Annotated in this window: 20 protein-coding genes and 1 pseudogene; 13 read left to right on the forward strand and 8 right to left on the reverse strand. The window is 66.9% G+C overall.

What is annotated here, in order from left to right:
- Position 1: 1 nt before the first annotated feature.
- Positions 2-1003: an aldose epimerase family protein gene (locus AC3WJB_RS02210; RefSeq protein WP_492678264.1), complete on the reverse strand. Its 1002-nt coding sequence runs from the start codon at positions 1001-1003 to the stop codon at positions 2-4.
- An 83-nt stretch (positions 1004-1086) separates the two neighbouring features.
- On the opposite strand from AC3WJB_RS02210, the gene pepN reads away from it, so the two are divergent.
- Positions 1087-3735 (forward strand): aminopeptidase N, encoded by a 2649-nt coding sequence (gene pepN, locus AC3WJB_RS02215; RefSeq protein WP_492678266.1) that lies wholly within the window; start codon positions 1087-1089, stop codon positions 3733-3735.
- A 108-nt stretch (positions 3736-3843) separates the two neighbouring features.
- Here pepN and AC3WJB_RS02220 read toward each other — a convergent pair whose 3' ends face one another.
- Entirely contained in the window at positions 3844-4023 is a 180-nt protein-coding gene (locus AC3WJB_RS02220) for a hypothetical protein (protein WP_492678268.1), read from the reverse strand.
- Between the two features lie 582 nt (positions 4024-4605).
- Here AC3WJB_RS02220 and mnmG point away from each other — a divergent pair.
- The 5 genes from mnmG (at position 4606) to AC3WJB_RS02245 (ending at position 12561) form a co-directional block, all read left to right on the forward strand.
- A complete protein-coding gene (gene mnmG, locus AC3WJB_RS02225) occupies positions 4606-6480 on the forward strand; it encodes a tRNA uridine-5-carboxymethylaminomethyl(34) synthesis enzyme MnmG (RefSeq protein WP_492678270.1) in 1875 nt (624 codons plus the stop codon).
- 106 nt (positions 6481-6586) lie between these two features.
- Positions 6587-7348 carry an RDD family protein gene (locus AC3WJB_RS02230; RefSeq protein ID WP_492678272.1) on the forward strand — a complete coding sequence of 254 codons (762 nt, stop codon included), beginning with the start codon at positions 6587-6589 and terminating at the stop codon, positions 7346-7348.
- 202 nt (positions 7349-7550) lie between these two features.
- Positions 7551-9563 (forward strand): autotransporter domain-containing protein, encoded by a 2013-nt coding sequence (locus AC3WJB_RS02235; protein ID WP_492678274.1) that lies wholly within the window; start codon positions 7551-7553, stop codon positions 9561-9563.
- 210 nt (positions 9564-9773) lie between these two features.
- Positions 9774-10001: a hypothetical protein gene (locus AC3WJB_RS02240; RefSeq protein WP_492678276.1), complete on the forward strand. Its 228-nt coding sequence runs from the start codon at positions 9774-9776 to the stop codon at positions 9999-10001.
- Between the two features lie 325 nt (positions 10002-10326).
- On the forward strand, positions 10327-12561 hold the full coding sequence (locus AC3WJB_RS02245; RefSeq protein ID WP_492678278.1) for an NADP-dependent isocitrate dehydrogenase: 2235 nt from the start codon (positions 10327-10329) through the stop codon (positions 12559-12561).
- Positions 12562-12898: 337 nt separating this feature from the next.
- Here the strand turns inward: AC3WJB_RS02245 and AC3WJB_RS02250 are convergent, their stop codons facing one another.
- A complete protein-coding gene (locus tag AC3WJB_RS02250) occupies positions 12899-13879 on the reverse strand; it encodes an aldo/keto reductase (RefSeq protein WP_492683042.1) in 981 nt (326 codons plus the stop codon).
- A gap of 439 nt (positions 13880-14318) precedes the next feature.
- A complete protein-coding gene (locus AC3WJB_RS02255) occupies positions 14319-15227 on the reverse strand; it encodes a LysR substrate-binding domain-containing protein (protein ID WP_492678280.1) in 909 nt (302 codons plus the stop codon).
- A 436-nt stretch (positions 15228-15663) separates the two neighbouring features.
- Between AC3WJB_RS02255 and AC3WJB_RS02260 the strand changes: the two genes are divergently transcribed.
- The 3 genes from AC3WJB_RS02260 to AC3WJB_RS02270 all read left to right on the forward strand — a co-directional run bounded on the left by AC3WJB_RS02260 (position 15664) and on the right by AC3WJB_RS02270 (position 18886).
- On the forward strand, positions 15664-16785 hold the full coding sequence (locus AC3WJB_RS02260) for an S-(hydroxymethyl)glutathione dehydrogenase/class III alcohol dehydrogenase (RefSeq protein ID WP_492678282.1): 1122 nt from the start codon (positions 15664-15666) through the stop codon (positions 16783-16785).
- 621 nt (positions 16786-17406) lie between these two features.
- The gene (locus tag AC3WJB_RS02265; protein ID WP_492678284.1) at positions 17407-18318 is read left to right on the forward strand and encodes a class I SAM-dependent methyltransferase; all 912 of its coding nucleotides are present in this window, start codon (positions 17407-17409) and stop codon (positions 18316-18318) included.
- Positions 18319-18352: 34 nt separating this feature from the next.
- Positions 18353-18886, forward strand: coding sequence for an rRNA large subunit pseudouridine synthase E (locus AC3WJB_RS02270; protein ID WP_492678286.1), 534 nt, complete (start codon positions 18353-18355; stop codon positions 18884-18886).
- 171 nt (positions 18887-19057) lie between these two features.
- Here AC3WJB_RS02270 and AC3WJB_RS02275 read toward each other — a convergent pair whose 3' ends face one another.
- The gene (locus tag AC3WJB_RS02275; protein WP_492678288.1) at positions 19058-19861 is read right to left on the reverse strand and encodes a TatD family hydrolase; all 804 of its coding nucleotides are present in this window, start codon (positions 19859-19861) and stop codon (positions 19058-19060) included.
- 283 nt (positions 19862-20144) lie between these two features.
- Between AC3WJB_RS02275 and AC3WJB_RS02280 the strand changes: the two genes are divergently transcribed.
- On the forward strand, positions 20145-22208 hold the full coding sequence (locus tag AC3WJB_RS02280; RefSeq protein WP_492678290.1) for a prolyl oligopeptidase family serine peptidase: 2064 nt from the start codon (positions 20145-20147) through the stop codon (positions 22206-22208).
- 366 nt (positions 22209-22574) lie between these two features.
- On the opposite strand, the gene AC3WJB_RS02285 is transcribed toward AC3WJB_RS02280, so the two are convergent.
- Positions 22575-23171, reverse strand: coding sequence for an outer membrane protein (locus tag AC3WJB_RS02285; RefSeq protein WP_492678292.1), 597 nt, complete (start codon positions 23169-23171; stop codon positions 22575-22577).
- A gap of 183 nt (positions 23172-23354) precedes the next feature.
- Between AC3WJB_RS02285 and AC3WJB_RS02290 the strand changes: the two are divergent.
- A pseudogene (locus AC3WJB_RS02290) lies at positions 23355-23447 on the forward strand (type II toxin-antitoxin system prevent-host-death family antitoxin); the annotation flags it as partial.
- An 80-nt stretch (positions 23448-23527) separates the two neighbouring features.
- On the opposite strand, the gene dbpA reads toward AC3WJB_RS02290, so the two are convergent.
- A complete protein-coding gene (dbpA, locus tag AC3WJB_RS02295; RefSeq protein WP_492678294.1) occupies positions 23528-24925 on the reverse strand; it encodes an ATP-dependent RNA helicase DbpA in 1398 nt (465 codons plus the stop codon).
- Positions 24926-24931: 6 nt separating this feature from the next.
- Between dbpA and AC3WJB_RS02300 the strand changes: the two genes are divergently transcribed.
- Entirely contained in the window at positions 24932-25372 is a 441-nt protein-coding gene (locus AC3WJB_RS02300) for a dihydroneopterin aldolase (RefSeq protein ID WP_492678296.1), read from the forward strand.
- Positions 25365-25784, forward strand: coding sequence for a 2-amino-4-hydroxy-6-hydroxymethyldihydropteridine diphosphokinase (locus AC3WJB_RS02305; protein WP_492678298.1), 420 nt, complete (start codon positions 25365-25367; stop codon positions 25782-25784). The genes AC3WJB_RS02300 and AC3WJB_RS02305 overlap by 8 nt, the downstream gene beginning before the upstream one ends.
- A 24-nt stretch (positions 25785-25808) precedes the next feature.
- On the opposite strand, the gene AC3WJB_RS02310 is transcribed toward AC3WJB_RS02305, so the two are convergent.
- Positions 25809-26555 carry a pteridine reductase gene (locus AC3WJB_RS02310; protein ID WP_492678300.1) on the reverse strand — a complete coding sequence of 249 codons (747 nt, stop codon included), beginning with the start codon at positions 26553-26555 and terminating at the stop codon, positions 25809-25811.
- Positions 26556-26582 lie beyond the last annotated feature (27 nt).

Here is a 26582-nt window from a genome sequence, read left to right on the forward strand (position 1 = left end):
TTCATGCCGGCAACACCTCCACCCCACAACGGAATTCGCGTTCCACGCCAGGCTCCAGGCGGATGGCCGCGGCGCACTCCGGACGATTGAAGGCATCGGCCATGCACTCCATCGGTTCAATGGCCAACGCGCGGCGCTGGTCGCGCGCCACGGTATCGGCCGTGAACGCGTGCACCACGCCGCGCTCCTGCCACAGGGCCAGCGCCCAGCCGCCTGCCGGATCGCGCAGGCGGGTGCGGATGCGGCCGTCGGTATCGGCTTCGACATCGGTATAGCCTTGGTCGATGATGCTGGGGCCGATCAGGCGCGGCTCGCGGAAATCCAGCGCAGGGGCGTCGTCCAGTGCCACGTAGGCCTGGTTGCCCGCAAGCGCGATCAAGTCGGCGCCGGTGCGGATCAGCGATTGCGCCGGGATCTGCAGTTCCCAGCCGTCGACCGGCCCATCGCCGATCGCAAAATAAGGGTGCCAGCCAAAGAAGCACGGCGCGGCGTCGGTGCCGACGTTGCGCATGAGCGCCTCCAGGGTGAGTCCGGCCGCATCCAGGATGAACGCCACGCGCAGGTCGAGCGCATGGGGATAGCCCGGCCGGGGCCGGATCGCCGAGGTGCCCAGCACGACCCGGGCTCGGTGCCCATCGGCGTCCAACGCGAGGACATCGAACAGTGCATCGCGCACGAAACCATGACGGATGCCGCGGCCGGCGTCGGTCACCCCAGGCTGGAGATCCTCCTCCCGCCCGGCGAAACGGTAGCGCGCATCGTCGATGCGACCGGCAAACGGCGCCATGATGGCAAACCGGGAACCATGGTGACTGACGATCTCCCCCTCGTCGCGGAAGCCGGCCGCAATGTCGCGCCACGCACCCCCGGCGCCGCGCACCCGGAAGTTCAGCAGGGCCGCACCGCGGCGCGCGACACGGATTTCACGGCCTTCCTGCGCGTCGCGCAAGACCACCACCGGCTGCGCGCCGATGCGCTCGTGGGTGACGTCATATCGCGACATGCGAGATCTCCGTTGCGGTCGGGAGTAAACCCCACCATGTTAGCCTGTGACTTCTTTGTCCGGCGCAACACGAAGCAAGGCCCATGAACACAGCAACGCGCGATCCAGCCCCGCCGACCCGCCTGGCGGATTATCGGGCCCCGGCCTGGACCGTGGACGAGGTGGCGCTGGAGTTCGACCTGGACTTCGAACACAGCGAAGTGGCCGCGCGCCTGGTGCTGCATGGCGCCGACCCCACCCAGCCACTCGAGCTCGACGGCGAGGAGCTGGAACTGCTGTCCGCCACCCTGGATGGGCAGGCATTGGCTCCCGACGCCTGCCAGGTCGACGCGCGGCGGCTCACCATCCACGGCGCGCGCGACGGCAGCGTGCTGGAGACCCGCGTGCGCATCCGTCCGGCGGCAAACACCGCGCTGGAAGGCCTGTACCTTTCCGGCAGCCGCGAGGCCGGCTTCCTGCTCACCCAATGCGAGCCGCAGGGCTTCCGCCACATCACCTACTTCCCCGACCGACCCGACGTGCAATCGCGCTACAGCGTGACCCTGCGCGCGAACCGCGAGCGCTTCCCCGTGCTGCTGGCCGGCGGCAATCCCGATGGTGCCGGCGAGCTGCCCGGTGGACGCCACTGGGCGCGCTTCGTCGATCCGCACCGCAAGCCGAGTTACCTGTTCGCGCTGGTTGCCGGGCAACTCGAACACCTGGACCGCGACTACGTCACCGCCGACGGCAGGCAGGTGTTGATCCGCATGTGGGCGCAGGCCGATGCCATCGACCGCTGCCACTACGCACTGGATGCACTCGAGCGCGCCATGCGCTGGGACGAGCAGACCTACGGCCGCAACTACGACCTGGACGTGTTCCACGTGGTCGCCACCCACGACTTCAACATGGGCGCAATGGAGAACAAGGGCCTCAACATCTTCAATTCCAAGTGCCTGCTGGCGGATTTCGAGAGCACCACCGACGACGAATACCGGCGCGTCGAATCAGTCATCGCCCACGAGTATTTCCACAACTGGAGCGGCAACCGCGTGACTTGCCGCGACTGGTTCCAGCTTTCGCTCAAGGAAGGGCTGACGGTATTCCGCGAGCAGAGCTTCGCCGCCGCCATGAACTCCGCCCCGCTCAAGCGCATCGAAGACATCTCGCTGCTGCGCCGCACCCAGTTCCCCGAGGACGCTGGCCCGCTTGCCCACCCGGTGCGTCCGGCGCAGTACAGCGAAATCAACAACTTCTACACCGCCACGATTTACGAGAAAGGTGCCGAGCTGGTGCGCATGCTGGCCGGGCGCCTGGGCCCCGAGGCGTTCCGACGCGGCATGGACCTGTACTTCGCGCGCAACGACGGCAGTGCCGCGACGCTGGAGGATTTCCTCGCCGCCCTGGGCGAAGCCAATGGCATCGACCTCAGCCCCAGCCTGGCCTGGTACGACCATGCCGGCACGCCCCGGCTGCGCGCGCAAGGCCATTACGACGCCGCCACCCGTCGCTACGCCTTGACGCTCAGCCAACACGCGCCCACGGTCCGCGCCGACCAGCCGCACGTGAACCTGCCGATCCCGGTGAAGCTGGCCTTGTTCTCGCCGGCCGGCGACATGCTCGCCCTGCACCGGCAGGGGCATGCCGCCACCGACGTCAACGAAGAGGTGCTGCTGCTCGACTCGGCGCAGCAGACCTTCGTCTTCGAAGATCTGGACACTGCCCCCATCCCGTCGCTGCTGCGCGGCTTCTCGGCGCCTGTGATCCTGGAATACACCGCCACCCCGGCGGAGCTGGCGGTGCTGCTGGAGCACGACCACGACGGTTTCAACCGCTGGAACGCCAGCCAGCTGCTCGCCGTGCACGCGTACCGCAACCTGCGCGACGGTGGATCCACCCAGGCACTGGATGCATGGTCTGGGGCGCTTGCCCGCCTGTTCGACGCCCGCGTCGTGGACGACGCCCTGCTCGCCGAGCTGCTGAGTCCACCGGCCGAAACCGAGCTGGCGGCGCACGAAACCCCCGTGGACCCGGGGCAGATTCATCAGCTGCGCCGGCAACTGCGCCGGCAATTGGCCGCCCGCCTGGGTGCCGCGACGATCGAGCGACGCTACCTGGCGTTGCACGCCGGAACGGGCGGCGCGCTCGATGCCGCCAGCCAGGGGCGGCGGCGCCTGAAGCACCGGTTGCTGGCCTTGCTGGCCCTGCTCGACCAGGATCGCGCCTGGCCGCTGGCAGCCGCGCAGTTTGCCGGCGCCGCCGGCATGACCGATCGCCTGGCCGCGCTGAGCGTGCTGGTGCACAGCGACATCGAGGCGGCCGCGCCCATGCTCGCGCAGTTCCGCGCACGGCACGCGCACGATCCGCTGGCGCTGGACAAATGGTTCACCGTGCAGGCGCAAGTGCCTGGGCCGACAGCGCTGGAGCGCGTGGCAGCGCTTGAGCACGACTCGGATTTCAACTGGCACAACCCAAACCGGATCAACGCCTTGTTTGGCGCGTTTGCGCGCAGCAACCCCAGCGGTTTCCACCGCACCGATGGCGCGGGCTACCGCCTGCTCACCGCGAGGCTGGCCACGCTGGACCGGGCCAATCCACAGATTGCCGCACGCCTGGCGACGGCCTTCAATGACTGGCAGCGGCTGGAACCGGTGCGCCGCGAGGCCGCGCGGGCGGCCATCGGGACACTCGCCGCGGGCGAGCAACTGTCATCCAACCTGACCGACCTGTTGCAGCGCATGCTGCGGCACTGACGTCGTTCCACAGACCAATGGCTCTGCATCCTGCCCAGGGGCCTGGGCGGCTTTTACCGCCCAGGCTCCCAGGCGCCGGTCCCCACGACCAGACCGGGCCCGCCCGACTCAGGCGTGCAGATGGCCCAGCTGCTGGCGCAGGCGCGTCAGCCGCGACTCAAGGATGGGACGCAAGGCACCGCGGTCGCCGTCGGCGGTCGCCTCCAGACGCTCCATGGCCATCTCCACCTTGCCCACCTCGATGATGAGGTCGTGGTGTTCGTATTGACCTTCCAGATCCAGGTTCATCTCTCCCCCTGCCCTCTTTCTTCTTGGTATCGGGGAGAGTGCAACCGGCGTGCCAATCGTGATTGCAGTCACGCTTCGCACCACGAAACCCGCCGGCAACACATGTGACGGCAGTCACAGCCGACCTGTGACGGCGCCCTGTGAGCTGACGCCCTGGGTCAACTCGTGCCCACTATCGACAGCGACTGCGAGTTCTGTCAGGCTTTGCCAATCGACCAACGGATTTTCGCCTGGGTGGCGGCAAACCCCATCCTGGCTGGACTTTCCGATTTCTGGCGTTCGGTTATACGGTCATCCTGGATTCCCCCTGTTCTAAGAGGCCGTCGGACGCCAGTTTTCAAGCGGAAAGCCTCGCGCAACCAAACGCGGGGCTTTTTTTTGCGCCGCAAACTAAGACGGCACCCGCAGGTGCCGCCATGCTCCCTCTCCCGGTACGCAATCGAACCCTGTGTTTGATCCGGGCGCGCCATGCGCCGCGCCTGCCCGGGGAAAGTGCCCATCCATGGATGCACGGCCCATGCCACAAGCCGGCCGCGCTACCATACACGCCCCGCGCCAGCCCGACGCCACCCGCCATCCACCATGCTGCATCCTTGCTCCTACGACGTCATCGTGATCGGCGGCGGCCACGCCGGCACCGAAGCGGCGCTGGCCGCCGCGCGTTGCGGCGCACGCACGCTGCTGCTCACGCACAACGTGGAAACGGTCGGCGCCATGAGCTGCAACCCGGCGATTGGCGGCATCGGCAAGGGTCACCTGGTCAAGGAGATCGATGCGCTGGGCGGAATCATGGCGCATGCCGCCGACCAGGCCGGTATCCAGTGGCGCACGCTGAACGCGGCCAAGGGACCGGCGGTGCGCGCCACGCGCTGCCAGGCCGACCGCGGGCTGTACAAGGCGGCCATCCGTCATGCGGTCGAGACCCAACCCAAGCTGCAGCTGTTCCAGCAGCCGGTCACGGACCTGCTGCTCGAGGGCGGGCGGGTCATCGGCGTAACCACGCAGATGGGCCTGGTGTTCCGCGCGCACAGCGTGGTGCTCACGGCCGGAACCTTCCTCGCCGGCAAGATCCACGTCGGCCAGGCCCAGTACGCCGGTGGCCGGGCCGGCGACCCGCCAGCCACCTCGCTGGCGGCCAAGCTGCGCGAGCTGCCGTTTGCCACCGGCCGCCTGAAGACCGGCACCCCGCCACGCATCGACCGGCGCAGCATCGACTTCACGGGGCTCGAGGAGCAGCTTGGCGACACGCCGCCGCCGGTGTTTTCCTACCTCGGCGAGGCCCGCGAACACCCGCGCCAAACCAGCTGCTGGATTACCCACACCAACGAGCAGACCCACGCCATCATTCGCCAGGGCCTGGACCGCTCACCGCTGTACACCGGGCAGATCGAAGGCACCGGCCCGCGCTACTGCCCGTCGATCGAGGACAAGGTGGTGCGCTTCGCCGACAAGTCCAGCCACCAGATCTTCATAGAACCCGAAGGTCTCGACACCTTCGAAATCTATCCCAACGGGATCTCCACCTCGCTCCCGTTCGACCTGCAGCTCGCCTTGGTGCACTCGATCCGGGGCTTCGCCAACGCCCATATCACGCGGCCAGGCTACGCCATTGAATATGACTATTTCGACCCGCGCGGCCTGAACCCGTGGCTGGAAACCAAGGCCGTGGGCGGCCTGTACTTTGCCGGCCAGATCAATGGCACCACCGGCTACGAGGAAGCCGCCGCGCAAGGCCTGATTGCCGGGCTCAACGCCGCACTCGCCGTGCAGGGCCGCGAGCCCTGGTATCCACGTCGCGACGAAGGCTATACCGGCGTGCTCATCGATGACCTCACCGCCAACGGCACGCAGGAGCCGTACCGCATGTTCACCTCGCGCGCCGAATACCGCCTGCACCTGCGCGAAGACAACGCCGACCTGCGCTTGAGCGAAACCGGTTACCGCCTGGGCCTGGTGCCGCAGCAGCGCTACGACGCCATGTGCCGCAAGCGTGATGCCGTGGCGCACGAGCTCGCACGCCTGCAGGCGCTGTGGATCACCCCGCACAACGCCCTGGGCAATGCGCTGCAGGCCACCCACGGCCTCGCCATCAACCATGACGCCAGTGCCGCCGAGCTCCTGCGACGCCCAGAACTGGACTATGCCGCCCTCACCACCACGCCCGGCTTCGGACCACCGGTACCTGCCGAGGACGTCGCCGCCCAGGTCGAGGTGCAGGTGAAATACGCCGGCTACCTGGAGCGCCAACGCGAGGAGATCGAGCGCCAGCGCCGTCACGAACAGACCCGCATCCCGGCTGATTTCGACTACGACCGGGTGCGTGGCCTATCCGCCGAGGTGGCGCTGAAACTCAAGCGCTCGCTGCCGGTGACCCTGGGCCAGGCAGCGCGCATCAGCGGCGTGACCCCGGCGGCCATCTCGCTGCTGCTGGTGCACTTGCAGCGCCGCGCCGCCTGAGCCACGCCCACGCGTTGCCGCGGGCATGCCGTGCGCGCGAGTCCTGGCGCCGGCGTGGCATCATGCAAACCAGCAAGTGCGCAGCACCGCGACGAGGGAGCAGATCATGGAAATCTGGATCGGGCGCGACGGCGAACGCCATGGGCCATACCCGGAAGCGGAGGTGCGCCAATGGTTGCGCGAAGGCAAGATGAGCGGCGCCGACCTCGGCTGGCGCGAAGGGCTCGCCGACTGGCAGCCGCTGTCGGTGTTGATGCCCGACGCCGTGCCCGGCGACGCGCCCGCGGCTGCCACCCCGCCACCACCGCCGACGATCGCGCAGGCACCGAGCTACGCCGGGTTTTGGAAACGGGTGCTGGCCTATCTGATCGACGCCATCGTCCTGTACATCCCGAACATGCTGATCGATCGCGCGCTGGGCGGGGCGCGGGCGCAGGCCGCGCTGGAACAGACGCTCAGCAACGCGGTGGGGGATCTGCCGCAGATGCTCGCGGCCTACCAGCATTACTACACCCTCATGTGGCCGGCGATGCTGCTGGGGGCGCTGCTGGCCTGGCTGTATTTCGCGGCCTGCGAAAGCTCCCGCTGGCAGGCGACCCTCGGCAAGCTCGCGCTTGGCGTCCACGTCACCGATCTGCACGGCCAGCGCATCAGCTTCCCGCGCGCTCTGGGGCGCTACGGCGCCAAGATCATCAGCTTCATGATCATCTTCATCGGTGTGCTGATGGTGGCCTGGATGCCACGCAAGCAGGGTCTGCACGACCTGATGGCCGGCACCCTGGTGCTGAATGGCCGCGCCGGCGGGGCCAATGCCATCGCGCCGCCAGCCGAGCCAGGCGACTCCCCGCGCGGTTCGCTCAGTGCCTGATCCACGCCCCCGGTAGCGCCGGCCAATGGGATACCATGGCCACGCCACCTGCCCGACTGAAGCGGTTGCAGGCGGGGGTGCCTGTCGATGCTTCGCCAGCGCCCAGGCACCAGCGCCAACCTGACGCCAGGGACGTTGCCTTGCGCTCCACACGCAACGCCACGCACACCATCGACATGACCACATCTGTCAGGAGTTCCCCATGCATCGCACCCGTTACCTCGCCTCTGCCATTGCCGCCACCCTGCTCTACAGCGCCACGGCCACGGCCAGCCAGTTCAGCCAGGTGGTTGTCTTTGGCGACAGCCTCAGCGACGACGGCAATATCTCGCTGGCAACGAACCCCACACTGCAACCGCCGCTGCGCTTCACCACCAATCCGGGCACGGTCGGCATCGAGCACCTGGCCAGCAACCTCGGCTTCACGCTCGCCCCGTCGCTGACGGGTGGCTCCGACTACGCCTGGGGCGGGGCCGGCGTACTCACGAACTCCCCCGGCACCCCGGGCGCCGTACCCACGATCAGCAGCCAGGTCGGCGGCTATCTGGCGAGCGGCAAAGTAGACGCAAACGCCCTGTATTCGGTCTGGGGCGGCGCCAACGACATCTTCTACCACGCCACTGCCGCGGGCGCGGCAGCCACCGCGCAACAATTGATTGCGCAGACCATTGCCGCGCAAATTGCCGCCAACCACGTGCCGCCGGAAATGGTCGCCGCGTTCACCGCGCAGATCACGCCGACGGTCACCGCCCAGGTCACCGCCGCCGTGGCGGCCGGAGCCCAGGTCGCGTCACTGGAAACCGCCGAACAGGCCCAGGCCGCGATTGCCGGTGCCGCACAGCAGGAAGTGAACTTGATTGGGCAGCTACAGGCCGCCGGGGCCAAGCACATCCTGGTCTTCAACCTGCCCGACATCGGCTCGACGCCATCGGCGCTGGCCCAGGGCCCGGCCGGTGCCGCCGCCTTGAGCGGCCTCAGCCAGATCTTCAACAGCCAGCTCAATGCCGGCCTCGGGCAAATGCATACCGGCATCATCCCGGTCAACATCCAGGGCCTGTTCTCCGAACTCATCGCCAGCCCCCAGGCCTACGGTTTGAGCAACGTCACCACGCCGGCCTGCGGGGTCGGCTCCAGCTCGGTCGCCTGCGGCCCGCAGGGTTCCGGCCTGCCTTACACCTATGCGCCCGGCACCGAGCAGAGCTACCTGTTTGCCGACGGCGTGCACCCGACCACCGCCACCCACGCCATTCTCGGCCAATACCTGACCGCCGAACTGCAGGCGCCAGGGCAAATGTCCTTGCTGGCTGAAGCCCCGCTTGCGTCAATGACTGCGCAGACGCGGGCGCTGCGCAAGCAAATGCTGCTCGACAGCCAAGCCGGCGAAACCCGCATGTTCTTCAACATCGACGGCGCCCGCCAGCGCTTCAAGAGCAGCGATGACTCGCCACGGGCGACCAGCAACAACGTCAACTTCACCCTGGGCGCCGACGTGCGCGCCAGCGACCACCTGTCCGCCGGGGTCGCGCTCGGCGTGGGGCAAAACACGGCCGACGTCTCCCGTGCCGGCGGTGGCTACAAGATGCAGGACATCAGCGGCCTGGGCTACCTGACCTGGCACCAGGGCGGTGCCTACGTCGGCGGCTACGCGAACGTCGGGCAGTCGAACTTCAAGGACATCGAGCGGCGCTTCGACGTCGGTACGGCGCGGCGCACCGAGACCGGCAAGGCCGATGGGACGCACCTGGGCGCTGGTGTGACGGGTGGCTGGCTGTTCAACTTCGACGCCTTGAGCACCGGACCGTTTGCCACCGTCGAATGGAATACGGTCAAGGTCAGCGGCTATCACGAAAACGGCAACGACAGCACGGCCATGTGGTTCGGGCGCCAGCAGCGCGACGCGCTGGTGACGACCCTGGGCTGGCGTCTGCAAGGCCACTGGCAGACCGGCAACATGGTGATGTCACCCTACGCGGAACTGGCCTGGAACCACGACAACAAGGCCGATCCGCGTTTGGTCCTCGCCGGCCTCAACAGCATGAACGGTACGTTCGAATTGCCCGGCTTCACCCCGGACAAAAGTTGGGGCACGGCCGAACTCGGCGTGTCCGCGCAACTGACGCCCACCATCAACAGCTGGTTCGGCTACAGTGGCCGCTTTGGCGACGACAGCCAGAAATTCAACAACATCAACATGGGCTTCCGTTTCGTATTCTGACCGGCCGCGAACCGGGGACACAGCAAAGGGGCACGGCACATGCCGTTGTGGCACGTGTCGTGGCAGAATATCCCGTCACCGATCCTTAACTGCCGGATCGCCAAGATCGTGTTCGCGACCTCGGCTTGTTCGGGTGCGACGCGGCAAGGCTCTTACCGGCGCTGGGTTTGGCGAGCTACACTGGCATTCCGATCCAAGGAGAACGTGCGCATGAAGACGATCCACCAACAGTTGATCCTGGCCACCCTGGTGGCCGCAGCGCTGGGCCTGAGCGCCTGCAGCAACAAGAACGAAAATCCGCCCGCAGACGCTGGCACACCGCCACCGGCGATGTCCGCGCAGCCGGCCATGCCGCCCGTGACCGAGCCACCTCCGATGGCCCCGGCTCCGACCAGCACGGCACCGGCGGTACCCGCCACCACGGGTTCGGTGCACTAAAAGATTCGCTGCTGATACAGCACACGAACCGTCGGTGAGGCCACGCCGGCGGTTTTTGTGTGCCCGCAGTAAACACGCCTGATCTCGCAATCCATTGACGTCGTGGAAGCCCGCTGGTGAGCTCCCACAAACACGATCCATCCTCCAGCCTCGGCTGCGCACTTTCGCGCGGCGGCGCAAACCGCGACAATAGCCCGTCGCGAGACGCCCCCGCCTGAAACCCGCAACGCCTGCCGTTGCCGCAAGCTCACGCCGGGTCCCGCGGGCGCCCGCCCGCGGTCAATGCCTTCGCGACGCCCATTCCGCCTGGAGGACCGTCGCGCCCATGTCGCCCACACCCACGATCATCTACACCCTGACGGACGAAGCGCCGTTCCTCGCCACACAGTCCTTGCTGCCGATCGTCAGCGCATTCGCGCGCACGGCAGGCATCACCATGGAGACGCGCGATATCTCGCTGGCCGGGCGCATCCTCGCCAAGTTCCCCGAATTGCTCGACGCCGCGAAACAGGTTCCCGATGAGCTGGCCGCGCTTGGCGCCCTGGCCCTCACGCCCGAGGCCAACATCATCAAGCTGCCGAACATCAGTGCCTCGATGCCGCAGCTCAAGGCTGCGATCAAGGAACTGCAGGCCCAAGGCTACGCGCTGCCGGATTACCCGGACCATCCGGCTGACGCCGCGCAAACGGACATCAAGGCGCGCTATGACCAGGTCAAGGGCAGCGCCGTCAACCCGGTGCTGCGCCAGGGCAATTCCGACCGGCGGGCACCACCCTCGGTGAAGAACTACGCGCGCAAGCACCCGCACAAGATGGGCCCATGGAGCAAGGAATCGAAGACCCACGTGGCGCACATGGACGAAGGTGATTTCTACGGCAGTGAGCAGTGCGCCACCGTCGCCGCGCCCACGGCGGTGAAGATCGAGTGGTTCGGCAAGGACGGCGCCAGCAAGGTCCTGAAGGAGAAGACCGCGCTCAAGGCCGGCGAGATCATCGACGCCGCGGTGATGTCGCGCCACGCGCTGGCCGCCTTCATCGACGCACAGATCGCCGACGCGCAAAAGCAGGGCGTGCTGTTCTCGCTGCACCTCAAGGCCACCATGATGAAGGTGTCCGACCCAATCATGTTCGGCATCGCCGTGGGCGAGTTCTACAGGGACGCGCTGGCCAAGCACGCCGACGCGCTGGCGCAGGCCGGCTTCAACCCGAACAACGGCCTCGGCGACCTGTACGCGCGGCTCGATACCTTGCCGGCTGCGACGCGCGCGACGATCGAGGCCGACATCGCCGCCGAGTACGCCCAACGCCCGGCGTTGGCCATGGTGAATTCCGACAAGGGCATCACCAACCTGCACGTCCCCAGCGATGTCATCATCGACGCCTCGATGCCGGCGATGATCCGGGACTCCGGCAAGATGTGGAACGCCAAGGGCGAGCGCCAGGACACCAAGGCGGTGATCCCCGATCGCAGCTACGCCGGCGTCTACCAGGCGACGATTGAAGACTGCAAGGCACATGGCGCGTTCGACCCCACGACGATGGGCAGCGTGCCCAACGTCGGCCTGATGGCGCAGGCGGCCGAGGAGTACGGCTCGCACGACAAGACCTTCCAGATCGTGGCCGACGGCACGGTCAAGGTCACGGATGAATCCGGCAAGGTGCTGCTGCAGCACGCGGTGGAAGCCGGCGACATCTGGCGCATGTGCCAGACCAAGGATGCGCCGGTGCGCGACTGGGTAAAGCTTGCCGTGTCGCGCGCGCGCCTGTCCAACACGCCGGCGGTGTTCTGGCTCGACCCCGCCCGCGCCCACGACCGCACGCTGATCGCCCTGGTCGAGCGCTACCTGAAGGACCACGACACCGCGGGCCTCGACATCCGCATCCTCGATCCGGTGGCGGCCACGAAGTTTTCGCTGGAGCGCATCCGCCAGGGTCGGGACACGATCTCGGTCACTGGCAACGTGCTGCGCGATTACCTCACCGACCTGTTCCCGATCATGGAACTCGGCACCAGCGCCAAGATGCTCTCCATCGTGCCGCTGATGGCCGGCGGCGGGCTGTTCGAGACCGGCGCCGGCGGCTCGGCGCCCAAGCACGTGCAGCAGTTCCTGGAAGAGGACTACCTGCGTTGGGATTCGCTGGGTGAGTTCCTTGCCCTCGCCGCCTCGTTCGAGCATCTCGCCGGGCACTACGGCAACCAGCGCGCCGCGGTATTGGCAAAGACGCTGGACCAAGCCAACGGCAAAGTCCTCGACCACAACAAATCGCCCGCGCGCAAGCTCGGTGAGCTGGACAACCGCGGCAGCCATTTCTACCTTGCGCTGTACTGGGCGCAGGCGCTGGTGGCGCAGGACGACGACCCGCAGCTCAAGGCCGTGTTCACGCCGCTGGCCAAGACTCTGGCCGATCAGGAGACGCGGATCATCGGCGAGCTCCACGCTGCGCAGGGCAAGCGCGTGGATATTGGCGGCTATTACCGCCCCGACCTCGAGCGCGTCGGCAAGGCCATGCGGCCCAGCCCAGCCTTCAACGCCGCGCTGGCCACGCTGGCCGCGCACTGACGGCGAGCCGGCTTTCCCCCTGCGAACTCTCGGCGTCATTCCCGCGAGGCGCTCTTCAACAGCCGAAGGCTGGTCAAGCGGGAATGACGCCGAGAAGGTTTCTCCACGGGAATGGCAACGAAGAGAACAGCACGACATTGGTGTGGGCCTCCGAAGACGTTCGGACGGCGGCGAAAGATCCTGGTGCTTCCGCGCAGCCAGGCTTAGGGAAGCTCTGAACAATTCGCTCTTGATCGTCATTCCCGCGAAAGCGGGAATCCAGTGTCTTTGATTTCAACGACTTAGCCTCACTGGATCCCCGCTTTCGCGGGGATGACGGCAATTATTCAGACCTTCCTTAGTGGTACTCGACGCGCGGTCGGACGGGCGGGAATTCGGTGTCCAGGCTGGTCAGGTAGACGATTTCTTCGGGCTGCAGCTTGAGTTCCACCGCGCCCAGCAATTCTTCCAGCTGGGCCACCGAGGTCGCGCTGACGATGGGCGCGGCCACGCCGGGACGCGCAATCAGCCAGGCCAGCGCCACCTGCGCCACCGTGGCGTGATGGGCCTCCGCAACGCGGTCCAGCGCGTCCAGCAGGTGCAGGCCGCGGTCATCGAGATAGCGCTTCACCATCCCGCCCCGCGCAGTGTGCCGCGCCACGTCGGCCAGGCTGCGGTACTTGCCGCTCAGGAAACCACCAGCCAGCGCGGAATGGCAGATCACGCCGAGGTTCTCGCGCCGCGCCAATGGTTCCAGCGCGCGCTCGTAGTCGGCGCGATTGGCCAGGCTGTACCCCGGCTGCAGCGTTTCATAGCGCGGCAAGCCCAGACGCTTGGCCACCGCCAGCGCGTCGGCGAGGCGGGTCGCAGGGTAGTTCGAAGCGCCGATCACGCGCACCTTGCCGTGCTCAATCAATCGCGCAAAGCCGCCCAACGTGTCGGCGAGCAGGACGCCGGCATCATCCTGGTGGGCCTGATAGAGGTCGATGCGATCGGTTTGCAGCCGGCGCAGCGAACCTTCCAGGGCCTGATTCAAGTTGAATGACGACAGGCCCTGCTGACGCGCCCACTTGCCGACCTTGGTGGCAATCAGCACCTGGTCGCGCTTGCCGCTCGCGCGCAGCCAACGGCCGATGATGGTCTCCGACTCGCCGCCACGATTTCCTGGCACCCAGGCCGGATAACTATCCGCGGTGTCGATCATGTTGCCGCCGGCGGCGACGAACGCATCCAGCACCTCGAAGGCGCGGCGCTCGTCGACCGTCCAGCCAAACACGTTGCCGCCGAGGACGAACGGGAAGATCGAAAGTGGTGAATTGCCGAGCTGCCGCTTGTGCATCGCAGGTACCTCCATGACCAAGATACCAAGCATGCACCCTGCGGCAAATTCGCGTCACGCTCCGCGGTCGCGGTCCGGGCGACCGGGGGCGGCGGGACTCAGCGTGGCGCGGCCAATCGCGGCCAGTGCGACGCGTCTTTTTTCGGCGACTCCGGCTCGTCCTTTCCGCCGTGGTCGAGGCGTCTGGGCCGGCTGCAGGCGTGTGGCGCGCGACGGACCAGGCCAGTGCCGGCTTGGTCCCGCCACATCAGATCTTCCCGCCAGAGCAGGCGGGAATGGACGTAAACCAGGTCTTTCCAAAGTGAATTCATGACCTGCACCTCGAGCTGCCATATTGCGGTGTGCTCAAGGTACACAAGGTGTGATCGGCCCAAAAGCGATATTTCGGCAAGGCAGACTTGAATAATGCTCAAGACCGCAAGACGGTCCCGGGTCCGGCTCAAGTCCGGTGGCGTACGGTAAATCCAGCAGGCGGCGCCGCGGCAAAGCGTGCGGCTTCGTCCAGCAGCCACGCGCGAAACGCAACGAAGCCCGCATGCTTGCGCGAACGTTCGGGATACACGAGATAGTGCGCGCGGTCGGCCTTCATTTGCTCGGGGACCAGCGCGACGAGTTGCCCGGCCTCGATCAGGGGCCGAACCATGGTGGTGCGTCCCAGCGCGACGCCCAGCCCTTCAACCGCCGCACGTTGACGCGATTCGGAATCACTGAACGAGGTGGCGTACCGCTTGGGCTGGGTCCCGCCATGCATCGCGAACCATTCCTGCCAGGCGTCTTCCGGGCCCAACAACGGCAGTTTGCCGAGCGAGCCGGGACGCAAGCGTTTATGGCTGCCAAGCAGCGCCGGGCTTGCCACGGGCGTGAGCCACTCCTCGAGCAGGAGCTCGACGGTCACGTTCGGCCATCGGCCGGCACCGTAGCGCAGCGCGGCGTCATAACGGCCGTCAGCGAAGTCCACCAGCTCGATCGCCGAATGCAGATTCAATTCGACCTCGGGATGCTTGGCGACAAAAGCCGGAAGCCGCGGCAGCAGCCAGCTCGTCGTCATCGATGGCATCGCCGACAGCGAGAGCGCGTGGCCGGAACGCGCGCACAGCGGTTTCAGCGCCTCCTCGACGGCATCGAGGTGCGGGGCGACATTCCTGAGCAGGCGCTGCCCCTCGGCAGTCAGGGTCAGCCCACGCGGACCACGCACGAACAAAACGCAGTCCACCCGCTGCTCCAGCAGCCGAATCTGGTGACTCAGGGCGCTGACGGTCAGGTGCAGGCGCTCGGCCGCGCGGGTGAGGTTTTGCGCGCGCGCGGCGGCGACGAAGATCTGCAACGCATTGAGCGGCACTCGTCCCATCTTGAACGTTCCTCAAGTCCATGTTGGGAATTGGCCGCTGGTTATGGCGGTCCGCCCGCACTATCTTCGCGCCCCGCCAAGCTCCGGCGCAAACCGCCACAAGACGCCCCATGTTGAGGGAATTGACAACGCTGTCGGAAGACATGGTGTCCTTGCGCCACCATATCGCGAAAATCGAAGCGCCGTGCAGACCGGCAACACGTGATGCGCCAGGTGCCACGGCGACGCGCCGGCGCGGCTCGCGCCTGCCGATCCCGGCCCGGCCCCACCGCGATCGGCGCACGCGGCTCGGGCTGATGCTGGCGGCAGCGCTCAGCGGCAGGTCCTTCCTGTTCCTGCGCCTCGCCGCTCCAATGCTCGGCCGTCGCCCGTAGCGAGGCACGAGCCGGGTACCATGGCCGGACACCGTCACGAATCCGGACCGAAGGAGACCAACATGAAGTCACGCGCCGCCGTCGCCTGGGCCGCAGGCCAGCCCCTCAGCATCGAGGAAGTGGACGTCGCCGGGCCGCAGGCCGGCGAAGTGCTGGTGCGCATCGTGGCCACCGGCGTCTGCCACACCGACGCGTTCACCTTGTCCGGCGATGATCCGGAAGGCCAATTCCCGGTGATTCTTGGCCACGAGGGCGGCGGCATCGTCGAGGACGTCGGCCCCGGTGTCACCACGGTCAAGCCCGGCGACCACGTGATCCCGCTCTACACCCCCGAATGCGGCGAGTGCGAGTACTGCCGCTCGGGCAAGACCAACCTGTGCCAGAAGATTCGCGTGACCCAGGGCCAGGGCCTGATGCCCGACGGCACCTCGCGCTTTTCGCTGGGCGGCAAACCCTTGCTGCACTACATGGGCACCAGCACGTTCAGCGAGTACACCGTGCTGCCGGAAATCGCGATTGCGAAAATCAATCCGGCCGCGCCGCTGGACAAGGTCTGCCTGCTCGGCTGCGGCATCACCACCGGCATTGGCGCGGTGCTGAACACGGCGAAGGTCGAACCCGGCGCCACCGTGGCTGTGTTTGGCCTGGGCGGCATCGGCCTGTCGGTGATCCAGGGCGCGGTGATGGCCAAGGCCGCGCGCATCATCGCGGTGGACTGCAACCCGGAGAAATTCGTCATGGCGCGCGCGCTCGGCGCGACCGACTGCGTGAACAGCGCCGACCATCCCGACACGCCGATCCAACAGGTGATCGTCGAGCTCACCCACGGTGGCGTGGACTATTCCTTCGAATGCGTCGGCAACGTCGACCTGATGCGCTCGGCGCTGGAGTGCTGCCACAAGGGCTGGGGCGAATCCACCATCATTGGCGTGGCCGGCGCCGGCCAGGAAATCCGCACGCGGCCATTCCAGCTCGTCACTGGCCGGGTCTGGCGCGGCTCCGCGTTCGGTGGGGTGAAGGGCCGCTCGCAGTTGCCGGGTTACGTCGAGCGCTACCTCGCCGGCGAGATCAAGATCGACGAGATGATCAGCGCCGTGCTGCCGCTCGAGCGCATCAACGAGGCGTTCGAGCTGATGCACGCCGGCAAGACCATCCGCTCCGTGATCCGCTACGACCAGGCCTGAGCGGCCCCACGTCATCACCTTCCTGCGAAACGCCCTTCCTCGTCATTCCCGCGAAAGCGCACTGCTGTCCGGAATAAATTCGTGCCGCGACACCGAAGACGTGGCGACGCAAGGCTGGACGGCTGTCACGCGCAACCTGGACTCAAAAAAAAGTGGTCACCCCGTTGTCTTACCCAGAACCTCGAACCTCCATCGTCATCCCCGCGCAAGCGGGGATCCAGTGCTTTTAGGTGTCTGCAAAGGCCAAAGCACTGGATTCCCGCTTGCGCGGGAATGACGCCAGGTAGGGTTTCGGCGTCCTGGCACGATACCGTAGATGAAGCAAAGGCGGTTCCGAAAACGTTCCGGACAGCAGTGCGCGAAGGCGGGAATCCAGGGGCTTTTCGCTGGGGTGGCCTGAAAAGCAAGAGCACTGGATGACCGGCATTCGCCGTTGTGAAGCGCCTCCCGCTTTCGCGGGAATGACGAGGGGGAAGCTCGGGCAAGACGGCAAAGATGTCGACTGGCGCCCGGACCGGGCCACCGCGATGCACAAATCGCCGCAGGCCGGCAGCGGCGACGATTCGGTACCATGCAGGGACCCAGCCGCTATCCTGCGGCCATTTCCGAGGAGTGCAAGCCATGCCTAGCCAGACCAGACACCTCGACGCTTATCCGGTAGCCAATCAAGCCCATCGCCCGCTGCGCACGGCCGGCCTGCTGCTGGCCCTCGGCGCCGGCCTGGCCTGGGGCAGCGCGGCCTTTGCCCAGCAGGCACCGGCCGCCGGGGCGGCGACGCAAGCCACCGACTCCGCCGCGCTCGACCCCGCGCTGGCCGGCGATTGGCGCAGCAGTGCCAACCGCGCCCGCGACGTGTATCGCCACCCGAAGGCCACGCTGGAGTTCTTCGAGGTGCGCCCGGACCAGACCGTCATCGAGATCACCCCGGGCGGCGGCTGGTACAGCGAAGTGCTCGCGCCTTATTTGCGCGACCGTGGGCACTACATTGCCGCGGTCGCTTCGGCACCAAAGGACCGCGAGGCGCAGCGTGACGAGAGCAGCCTGAAGCGCAAGTTCCTCTCCGACCCGGCGCGGTACGCCAACGCCGCCGTCCGCGAGTTCGATCCAAAGGAGCCGGTGTTTGGCCACCCTGGTTCGGCCGACCGCGTGTTGACCTTCCGCAATGTGCACAACTGGATGGGCGCGGGCACGGCGCCGGCGATGTTCAAGGCGTTCTTCGACGTGCTGCGTCCCGGCGGGGTGCTCGGCGTGGTTGACCACCGCGCCGCAAAAGGCGCCACGCTCGACGCGGTCAAGGGCAGCGGCTACCTGCCCACCGACTACGTCGTGAAACTCGCCACCGACGCTGGCTTCAGGCTCGACGCCAGCAGCGAGATCAACGCCAACCCGAAGGACACCAAGAATTATCCGAAAGGTGTCTGGACGCTGCCGCCCACCTATACCCTGGGCGCCCAGGACCGGGCGAAGTACGCCGCCATCGGCGAATCCGACCGCATGACGCTGCGCTTCGTCAAGCCGGCCGCGCCACGCTGAGATCCGGGGCCATCCGCGACCAGCCTGCCACGCCATGCTGATCGCGTTGAACAAGCCCTACGGCGTGCTGTGCCAGTTCACCGATGCCCAGGGGCGCAGCACGCTGGCGTCGTTCGTCGATCAGCCAGGCGTCTATGCGGCTGGACGGCTGGATCGCGACAGTGAGGGCTTGCTGCTGCTCACCGACGACGGCGCGCTCGCCCATCGCCTGACGGACCCGCGGCACAAGCAGCCGAAGACCTACCTGGTCCAGGTCGAAGGCGAGCCCGACGACCGGGCGCTGGAAGCGCTGCGCCGCGGCGTCGGCCTGAACGGCGGCTCCACCCTGCCGGCCCTCGCCGAGCGGGTGGCGGAGCCGGACTGGCTGTGGCCGCGCGACCCGCCAATCCGCGAGCGCCGCAACATCCCCACCAGCTGGCTGCGGCTGACGCTGCGCGAAGGGCGCAACCGCCAGGTACGGCGCATGACCGCCGCCGTCGGCTTCCCCACCCTGCGCCTGATCCGCGTAAGCATCGGCAACTACGGCCTCGGCGGCCTGCCTCCCGGCGCCACCCGCCGCCTGGCCTGAGGTCCCCTCGCCCGGGGCCTCTGACCCAAGCCTTGCGGTTACGGGGGATACCACGTCCTCAATCTTGCTCACGAGGCTGAGCTTGGCCCCTTCTCCCCTGACAGCTTCAGCTCGGGGGTGAAGGCGGCAAGGCCGTAACTGCGTCGGACGACCGGCCGCCGCGTACCGTCCTCAGGACGACGGCAGGCCAAAGAACGCGCGCGCGGTGGCGGTGCTGTTCGCCGCCGTGATTTCCACCGGCTCGCCGCGATCGTGCGCCACCTGCGCGCAGACATAGGGCAGGTAGGCCGGCTCGTTGCGCCGGTCTTTCGGTGCCGGGCGCACGGTGCGTGGCAACAGGTACGGCGCATCGGTCTCCAGCATCAGACGATTGGCCGGGATGTCCCGCACCAGCCCGCGCAGGTGCACGCCGCGGCGCTCATCGCAGATCCAGCCGGTGATGCCGATGTGGCAGTCCAAGGCCAGGTAGTCGTGCAGTGCCTCGGCGGTATCGGTGAAGCAGTGCACGACCGCATTCGGCACGCGATCGCGATAGCGCCGGAGCAAGGCGAGGAAATCCTCGTGCGCATCGCGTTGGTGCAGGAACAGCGGCATGCCCAGCTCGGCAGCAAGCCGCAGTTGGCGTTCGAATACCCGCAGTTGCGCCGCGCGCGGGCTGAAGTCGCGGTAGTAGTCCAGCCCGGTCTCGCCAATTGCCCGCACCAGCGGGTCGCGCGCCAGCTCGCGCAGCACGGCCTCGGTATCATCGTCATATTCCGCCGCCTGGTGCGGATGCACGCCCACGGTCGCCGACAACGCGTCACCATGGCCGCGGGCCAGCGCCAGCGCTTCCACGCTGCCACTGCGCGAGGCGCCCGTCACTACGATGTGCTCCACGTCCCGCCCGGCCGCGCGTTGCAGCACGTGATCCAGGTCGCGCGCAAACGCCTCATGCGTCAGGTTGGCGCCAATGTCGAACAAGCTCGTCTCCGTCATCAACCCATTGTCCCAGATATCGCCGCCCAAGCCGGACCCGATCTCACACGCCCCAATGGGATTCGAAGCCCAAGAAAATTGATCCGGACAGTGGGAGCGGCCCGAGGACGGTCACGCTTGCCGCGGCCCCCCGAGCTCTGCTTCGGAGAACCGTTTCCACGACTTCGGACGCCGACAGTTCGACCGGCCCGCTGTACCACGCATCGTCTATGATCGGCAGGGCCGCATAACCGGACAACACCGGCCCGGTGCGCGTCGCCACCAGCCGCCCAGGGGAAACGCCATGCTGACTCGCTCCATCGTTGTACTGCTTGCCGCCTTTGTCGCTCTGCCGGCAGTCGCCGCCGCGCCAACCGACCCGGCACCCGCCGGCCCGTCACGGGTGCTGACGGGTGCGGACCTGTTCAACCTGGAAGCGGCGGCAGACCCGCAGATCGCGCCAGACGGCAAGACGATCGTCTACGTGCGCCGCGCCAACGACATCATGACCGATCGCATACGCTCTTCCTTGTGGTCGATCGACCTCGCCAGCGGCGTGCAGACGCCGCTGGTCACCGGCGCCGGCTCGTACACCCAGCCGCGCTGGTCGCCGGATGGAAGCCGCCTTGCGTACATGTCCAGCCAGCCCGGCAAGCATGGTGCCCAACTCTTCGTACGCTGGATGAAGAGCGGGGCGACGACGCGCCTCACCGGCCTGCCGGACTCGCCGCACGGCATGGCCTGGTCGCCCGACGGCAAGCGCATCGCCTACACCATGCGCGTACCTGGCACGGCGCCGAAGCTCGGCACGGCGCAGACCAAGCCCACCGGCGCCGAATGGGCAAAACCGCTGGAGATCATCGACGCCGTCGTCTACCGCACCGATGAAGGTGGCTACGCCAAGCCGGGCTACAACCAGGTGTTCTGGATCTCCGCCGATGGGGGCGCGCCAATCCAATTGACGTTCGGCGCACACGACATCCGTGGCGCGCTGTCGTGGTTGGCCGACGGCCGCGCCGTCGTCTTCAGCGCCAACCTGACGCCGCAATGGGAACTCGAAACCGCCAACACCGAAGTGCACACCGTCGCCCTCGACACGCTTGCCGTCAGCACACTGACGCAGCGCAAGGGGCCGGATGACGCGCCCAGCGTCTCGCCGGACGGCAAATGGATCGCCTACGTCGGTTACGAGGACAAGTTCCTCGGCTACCAGAACCGGCGCCTGTCGGTCATGCGCACGGACGGCAGCGACAATCGCGTGCTCACCGCGAAGCTCGACCGCAGCGTCGGCAGTCCGGAATGGGCCGCCGACAGCCGCTCCATCTACGTCAGCTACGGCGAGCACGGCACGGTCGACGTCGCCCGGGTGCAACTGGACGGCACGATCCATACGGTTGCCACCGACCTGACTGGCAGCGACTTCGACCGGCCCTATTCGGGTGGCGCGTTCAGCGTCGCGCGCGACGGCAGCATCGCGTATACGGGCGGCACCACCCAACGTCCCTCAGACGTCTGGACGGCCCGCGGCAACGCCAAGCCAAGGCAGTGGACCGACCTCAACGCCGGGCTGCTCGGCGGCAAGACGCTCGGCGCAGTCGAACCGTTGGCGGTCACCGGCTACGAGCAACAGCCGATCGATGCCTGGATGGTGACACCACCCAACTTCGACCCCTCGCGCAAATATCCGCTGATCCTGGAAATCCACGGTGGCCCATTTTCCGCTTACGGACCCTCGTTCTCCACGGATGACCAGCTCTACGCCGCCGCGGGCTACATCGTGGTCTTCGCGAACCCGCGCGGCTCGACAGGCTATGGCGAAACCTTCGCCAACAAGATCGACAAGACCTACCCCGACCATGACTACGACGACCTCATGGCCGTGGTGGACGCAGCCATCGCCAAGGGTCATGTCGATCCGCAGAACCTGTTCGTGACGGGCGGTTCCGGCGGCGGCCTGTTGACCGCCTGGATCGTCGGCAAGAACGACCGTTTCCGCGCCGCGGCGGCGCAGAAGCCGGTGATCAACTGGGCCAGTTTCGTGTTGACCTCGGACATGACGCCGATGTTCGCGCGCTACTGGTTTGGCAACCTCCCGTGGCAGGACCCGCAGGGCTACTGGGCCCGCTCGCCATTGTCCCTGGCCGGCAACGTCAAGACGCCAACCCTGGTCGTGGTCGGCTCGGCTGACCACCGCACTCCGGTCAGCGAATCCGAGCAGTTCTACGAGGCGCTGCGGCTGCGCGGCGTCCCGACCATGCTGGTCAAGGTTCCAGATGCCAACCACGGCGGCCTGGCTGCGCGGCCCTCGCAGTCGGCCGCGAAAACCGCGGCCATCCTCGCCTGGTTCGAGCGCTACCGCACCAATTAAAGGGAACGCGGCAAATTAAGGAAGCTCTGAACAATTCGCTCTTGATCGTCATTCCCGCGAGGCGCCTTTCAACAGCCGAAGGCTGGTCAAGCGGGAATCCAGTGTCTTTGATTTCAACAGCTTAACCTCACTGGATCCCCCGCTTGACCAGCCTTCGGCTGTTGAAAGGCGCCTCGCGGGGATGACGGCAATTATTCAGACCTTCCCTAAGGCGCATACAAGGTAAAAGGGGCTGGTGCATTTAATCGTGCTGTCCGGTGACTTTGCCCGCCTGTCGCACAGGCCTGACACAGACAACCCGGTCAGTAGAGGACCAGATAGTGAGCCAACCCCTCTCTACGCCGACACGCATCGGCGAGGGAGGACTCAGAAGCGGTATTCCGCGTTCAAAGTCCACACGCGGCTGCCAATATCCAGGTGGCCAATCGCTTCGTGGCTCTTGGAAATGCGGTAGTAATCGAAGGCGGCGCCGACGCTCCAGCTGCGGGTGAAGTCATAACCGAACCCGATACCCGCATAGCCATCGAGTGACTGACGGCTGGCTTTATAGGTTTCGCTGGGATCGACAGTGTAGTCGGTGAGCGTCGCGTGCAGTTTCCACATGAAAAAGCCTGCGCGCGCGGAGATATACCACGGCGAGCCCAAGTTGAAATGCCCGTTGATGCCAGTGGTCCAACCGTCGCCGGAGAGCTTGCCGCGGTACATGTCCGGCACGGTGCCAGTGACACTGCCCAGGTTGGTATAGCCGGCTTCGAAGCCGATGAATTGCGTGCGGTAGCCGAAGTTGACGATCCCAGCCGATCCGTGTTCGCTCCCCAGGTCGTACTGGTCAACGGTCGCGTGATAGTTCGCTCGACCGGCACCTGCGTTGACAAACCAACCCGTCAGATCATCTGCATGCACACCAGGCATGAGGGAAGCGCTGGCCACCGCAATGGCCAGTAATGCGTACGTCTTGTTCATTAAGATCCCCTGTCAAAAGTTAGCCGGCGTCACCGCCGCAGCCCGACATTCATTGCCGAAGCCGCCGGATTATATCAATCAGGGTTTTGGGGAAACGGCCCATGCGCACATTTCAGCCAACTGTCGCCTTTTTCGACAGCGAGCAGCCTGCGCAGCACCAAGTGGCACTCTAATGCCACTTTCATGCGCACTGAACCGGTTACCTACCCCAAACGGCGGGCCACCGAGCCCCTGGCGGACATCGAGCGCGACCGCGAACCCGTGCTCATCACGCGGCCAGACCGAGCAGTAAGCGATCGCGTGCGTCCCGGTCCAGGCACGAGGCTTGCGCTGATGCCTTGCGACACCGATTCCGCTCAGCCGAGCTCGCGCACGCGGAAGCTCCGGCCCTTGATCTTGCCGGCGCGCAGACGCTCCAGCGCCTTGCCGGCGCGGGCGCGTGCAATCGCGACGTAGGCGCGCGTCGCGAACACATCGATCTTGCCCACCTCCGTGCCGGCCAGGCCGGCATCGCCGGTGAGCGCGCCCAGGATGTCTCCCGGACGCAGCTTGTCGCGCCGCCCGGCATCGATCACCAGCGTCTGCATGGGTGCCAGGCGCAGGGTCTTGCCGCGCGTCGGCACGAGCTTCAGCGGCCGCCACGGCAATGGCGTGCCAGCAAGCGCCTCGATGGCGGCCGCCTTGGGTTGCTCGCTTGGCGTGCACAACGTAATCGCCAGACCGCGCTGCCCAGCCCGGCCCGTGCGGCCGATGCGGTGGGTGTGCGTCTGCGCATCGTGCGCGACGTCGTAGGACACCACCAACGGCAGCGCGACGATATCCAGTCCGCGCGCGGCGACATCTGTCGCCACGAGGACGCTGCAACTGTGGTTCTTGAAGCGCACCAGCACTTCATCGCGATCGCGCTGCTCCATGTCGCCATGCAAGGCCAGTGCAGAATGCCCGCGGCGATCGAGCTCCTTGGCAACGGCGTCGACTTCGCGGCGTGTGTTGCAGAACACCAGTGCCTGCGGGCGCGCCGCGTCATCGGCGCCGCGCGAGGCTCCGACCAGTTGTGCGAGCGCATCCAGCTTTTGCGCCGGCTCGACTTCGTGGAAGCGCTGCTCGATCACCAACTCCTGGCCGGTCGGCGCCTCGACGGTCACCGTGATCGGATCGTGCTGTACCCGCTGGCTGATTGCGCGGACCTCGTCGGCATAAGTCGCCGAGAACAGCAGCGTTTGATGATGCTTGGCAATGCGCGCCAGGATGTCGTCGAGCGTGTCGGCGAAACCCATGTCGAGCAGGCGGTCGGCTTCATCCAGCACCACCAGCTTGATGCCGCCACCATGCAGGCTGCCCTTCTTCAGGTGTTCCTGCACGCGACCGGGCGTACCGACGACGATATGCGGGTCGCGCGCGAGCGATGCCAGTTGCGGACCCAGGGGCATGCCACCGCACAGGGTAAGCAATTTCACATTCGGAATATGGATGGCCAGTTTGCGGATCACCTTGCTCACTTGGTCCGCCAATTCGCGCGTGGGACACAGCACCAGTGCCTGCAGGCGAATCAGGCTGACGTCGAGGCGTTGCAGCAAGGCCAGGCCAAATGCCGCGGTCTTGCCGCTGCCGGTCTGCGCCTGCGCAATCACGTCGCACCCGGCCAGCATCGGCGGCAGGCTCTGCGCCTGGACTGGTGTCATGCGGGCATAGCCCAGGGCGTCCAGGCTGGCGAGTAGGGGCGGCGACAAGGCCAGGGTCGAGAATGCGGTCATGTGCGCATGATCGCATGCTCCCCCCCGCCGACGCCGTACTTGCATCCAGCCGCCGGCTCCGCGACCCTGTACCGGCTGCCACCACCCCTGGACGAGATGGACACCGTCTGCATCGAAGACTTGCGCGTGGACGCCCTCATTGGCGCCTACGCCTGGGAACGCGAATTGCGCCAGCCGTTGCTGCTCAGCGTGCGCCTGGGCTATGACAACCGGGTCGTCGACGGCCTGCGCACCGCCATCGACTACGCCAGCGTGGCGCAGGTCTTGCGCGCGCATCTCGCCGGCCGCAATGACGAGTTGCTGGAAACGCTGGCGGAGAGCTGCTGCGCGCATCTCGCCGAACGTTTCCACCCGCACAGCATCGAGCTGCGGATCGACAAGCCCCTGGCCGCGGCCAGCCTGGGCTGCGCGCGCGTCGGGATCAGCGTGCGTCGCGACTATGCCTGAGGTCGCGGGGCGCTGGCTGCTCCTGCTGGGCTCCAGCCGCGACGACGACGGGCTGATGCGCCAGGCACTGGAGCAGCTCGGCCACCGCGGCACTGCGCACTGGCTGACGCCGATCCGACGCTTCCCGGCGGACGACGACAGCGGCTTGATGTTCTACAACGCTTTGGCGATCTGGCAACCGGCCCACGACGCGGCGGACGCGCAAGCGGACATCCGGCGTATCGAATCGGTGCTGGGGCGCGATCGCCGGCGCCGCGACGACGTGGCGATCGACATCGACCTGCTCGCGCACTTCTCCGGCAACCAATGGCAAGCCCATGCACACGCCAGGGACAAGCACGAATTCGACCGGCCGCTGGTGCGCACGCTGCTGCAGCAATCTGGCGTGACGGTCATCAACGCGAAGGCATGACCACCGGCCCGCCTCGGCAGGCGCTCAGACGTGCAGCAGGCGGCCGCCATCCACCGGCAGCACGACGCCGCTGCAGTAACCGGCGTCGCGCAGCAGGTACAGCACGGCATCGGCGATTTCCTGCGGCGTACCCTGCCGACCCAACGCCGTGCGCTGCTCGACCATGCCCGCCGTCTCCGCCTTGACCGGATTCGTGGACCACAGGATGTTGCCCGGAGCGACTGCGTTGACCCGGATCTCCGGACCCAGCTCCAGCGCCAGGCTGCGCGTCAGCATCACCAGCGCCGCCTTGCTCATGCAATACAGCGTATGTGCCGCCAGCGGACGTTCCGCGTAGATGTCGACGATGTTGACGATCGCGCCGCGCGCCGCCCGCAACGCCGGCACCGCGGCCTGGCTCAGGAAAAACGCGGCGCGGGCATTCGCGCCGAACAGCTCGTCCCACTGCGCGGGCGTCGCGCTCGCCACCGGTGTGGCGTAATAGGCAGAGGCGTTGTTCACCAGCGCGTCGAGTCGCCCGAAGCGCGCGTGCACGCTCCCCACCAGCCCCGGCATGACCGCCGCGTCGGCCAGATCCGCCTGCAGCAGCAGCGTGCTGTCCACGCGCCGCGCCTCGAGCTCGGCGGCAAGTGCCGCGGCGTCATCCCGTGAAGACCGATAGTGCAGGGCCACGTCGTACCCGGCCGCATGCAGGCGCCGCGCGATCACCGCGCCGATCCGGCGTGCGGCGCCTGTGACCAACGCCACCGGTGGCTGGCTGTGTGTGTGCATGCCCTACCCTCCGCGCGAATGTCCAGC

The organism is Rhodanobacter sp. FW510-R10 (assembly GCF_058781105.1).

What these genes read in the sequence shown, in the direction of transcription:
- AC3WJB_RS02210 (WP_492678264.1), bottom strand. Translation starts at nt 1,003, where the DNA reads ATGTCGCGATATGACGTCACCCACGAGCGCATCGGCGCGCAGCCGGTG.
- pepN (WP_492678266.1), top strand. Translation starts at nt 1,087, where the DNA reads ATGAACACAGCAACGCGCGATCCAGCCCCGCCGACCCGCCTGGCGGAT.
- AC3WJB_RS02220 (WP_492678268.1), bottom strand. Translation starts at nt 4,023, where the DNA reads ATGAACCTGGATCTGGAAGGTCAATACGAACACCACGACCTCATCATC.
- mnmG (WP_492678270.1), top strand. Translation starts at nt 4,606, where the DNA reads ATGCTGCATCCTTGCTCCTACGACGTCATCGTGATCGGCGGCGGCCAC.
- AC3WJB_RS02230 (WP_492678272.1), top strand. Translation starts at nt 6,587, where the DNA reads ATGGAAATCTGGATCGGGCGCGACGGCGAACGCCATGGGCCATACCCG.
- AC3WJB_RS02235 (WP_492678274.1), top strand. Translation starts at nt 7,551, where the DNA reads ATGCATCGCACCCGTTACCTCGCCTCTGCCATTGCCGCCACCCTGCTC.
- AC3WJB_RS02240 (WP_492678276.1), top strand. Translation starts at nt 9,774, where the DNA reads ATGAAGACGATCCACCAACAGTTGATCCTGGCCACCCTGGTGGCCGCA.
- AC3WJB_RS02245 (WP_492678278.1), top strand. Translation starts at nt 10,327, where the DNA reads ATGTCGCCCACACCCACGATCATCTACACCCTGACGGACGAAGCGCCG.
- AC3WJB_RS02250 (WP_492683042.1), bottom strand. Translation starts at nt 13,879, where the DNA reads ATGCACAAGCGGCAGCTCGGCAATTCACCACTTTCGATCTTCCCGTTC.
- AC3WJB_RS02255 (WP_492678280.1), bottom strand. Translation starts at nt 15,227, where the DNA reads ATGGGACGAGTGCCGCTCAATGCGTTGCAGATCTTCGTCGCCGCCGCG.
- AC3WJB_RS02260 (WP_492678282.1), top strand. Translation starts at nt 15,664, where the DNA reads ATGAAGTCACGCGCCGCCGTCGCCTGGGCCGCAGGCCAGCCCCTCAGC.
- AC3WJB_RS02265 (WP_492678284.1), top strand. Translation starts at nt 17,407, where the DNA reads ATGCCTAGCCAGACCAGACACCTCGACGCTTATCCGGTAGCCAATCAA.
- AC3WJB_RS02270 (WP_492678286.1), top strand. Translation starts at nt 18,353, where the DNA reads ATGCTGATCGCGTTGAACAAGCCCTACGGCGTGCTGTGCCAGTTCACC.
- AC3WJB_RS02275 (WP_492678288.1), bottom strand. Translation starts at nt 19,861, where the DNA reads ATGACGGAGACGAGCTTGTTCGACATTGGCGCCAACCTGACGCATGAG.
- AC3WJB_RS02280 (WP_492678290.1), top strand. Translation starts at nt 20,145, where the DNA reads ATGCTGACTCGCTCCATCGTTGTACTGCTTGCCGCCTTTGTCGCTCTG.
- AC3WJB_RS02285 (WP_492678292.1), bottom strand. Translation starts at nt 23,171, where the DNA reads ATGAACAAGACGTACGCATTACTGGCCATTGCGGTGGCCAGCGCTTCC.
- dbpA (WP_492678294.1), bottom strand. Translation starts at nt 24,925, where the DNA reads ATGACCGCATTCTCGACCCTGGCCTTGTCGCCGCCCCTACTCGCCAGC.
- AC3WJB_RS02300 (WP_492678296.1), top strand. Translation starts at nt 24,932, where the DNA reads ATGATCGCATGCTCCCCCCCGCCGACGCCGTACTTGCATCCAGCCGCC.
- AC3WJB_RS02305 (WP_492678298.1), top strand. Translation starts at nt 25,365, where the DNA reads ATGCCTGAGGTCGCGGGGCGCTGGCTGCTCCTGCTGGGCTCCAGCCGC.
- AC3WJB_RS02310 (WP_492678300.1), bottom strand. Translation starts at nt 26,555, where the DNA reads ATGCACACACACAGCCAGCCACCGGTGGCGTTGGTCACAGGCGCCGCA.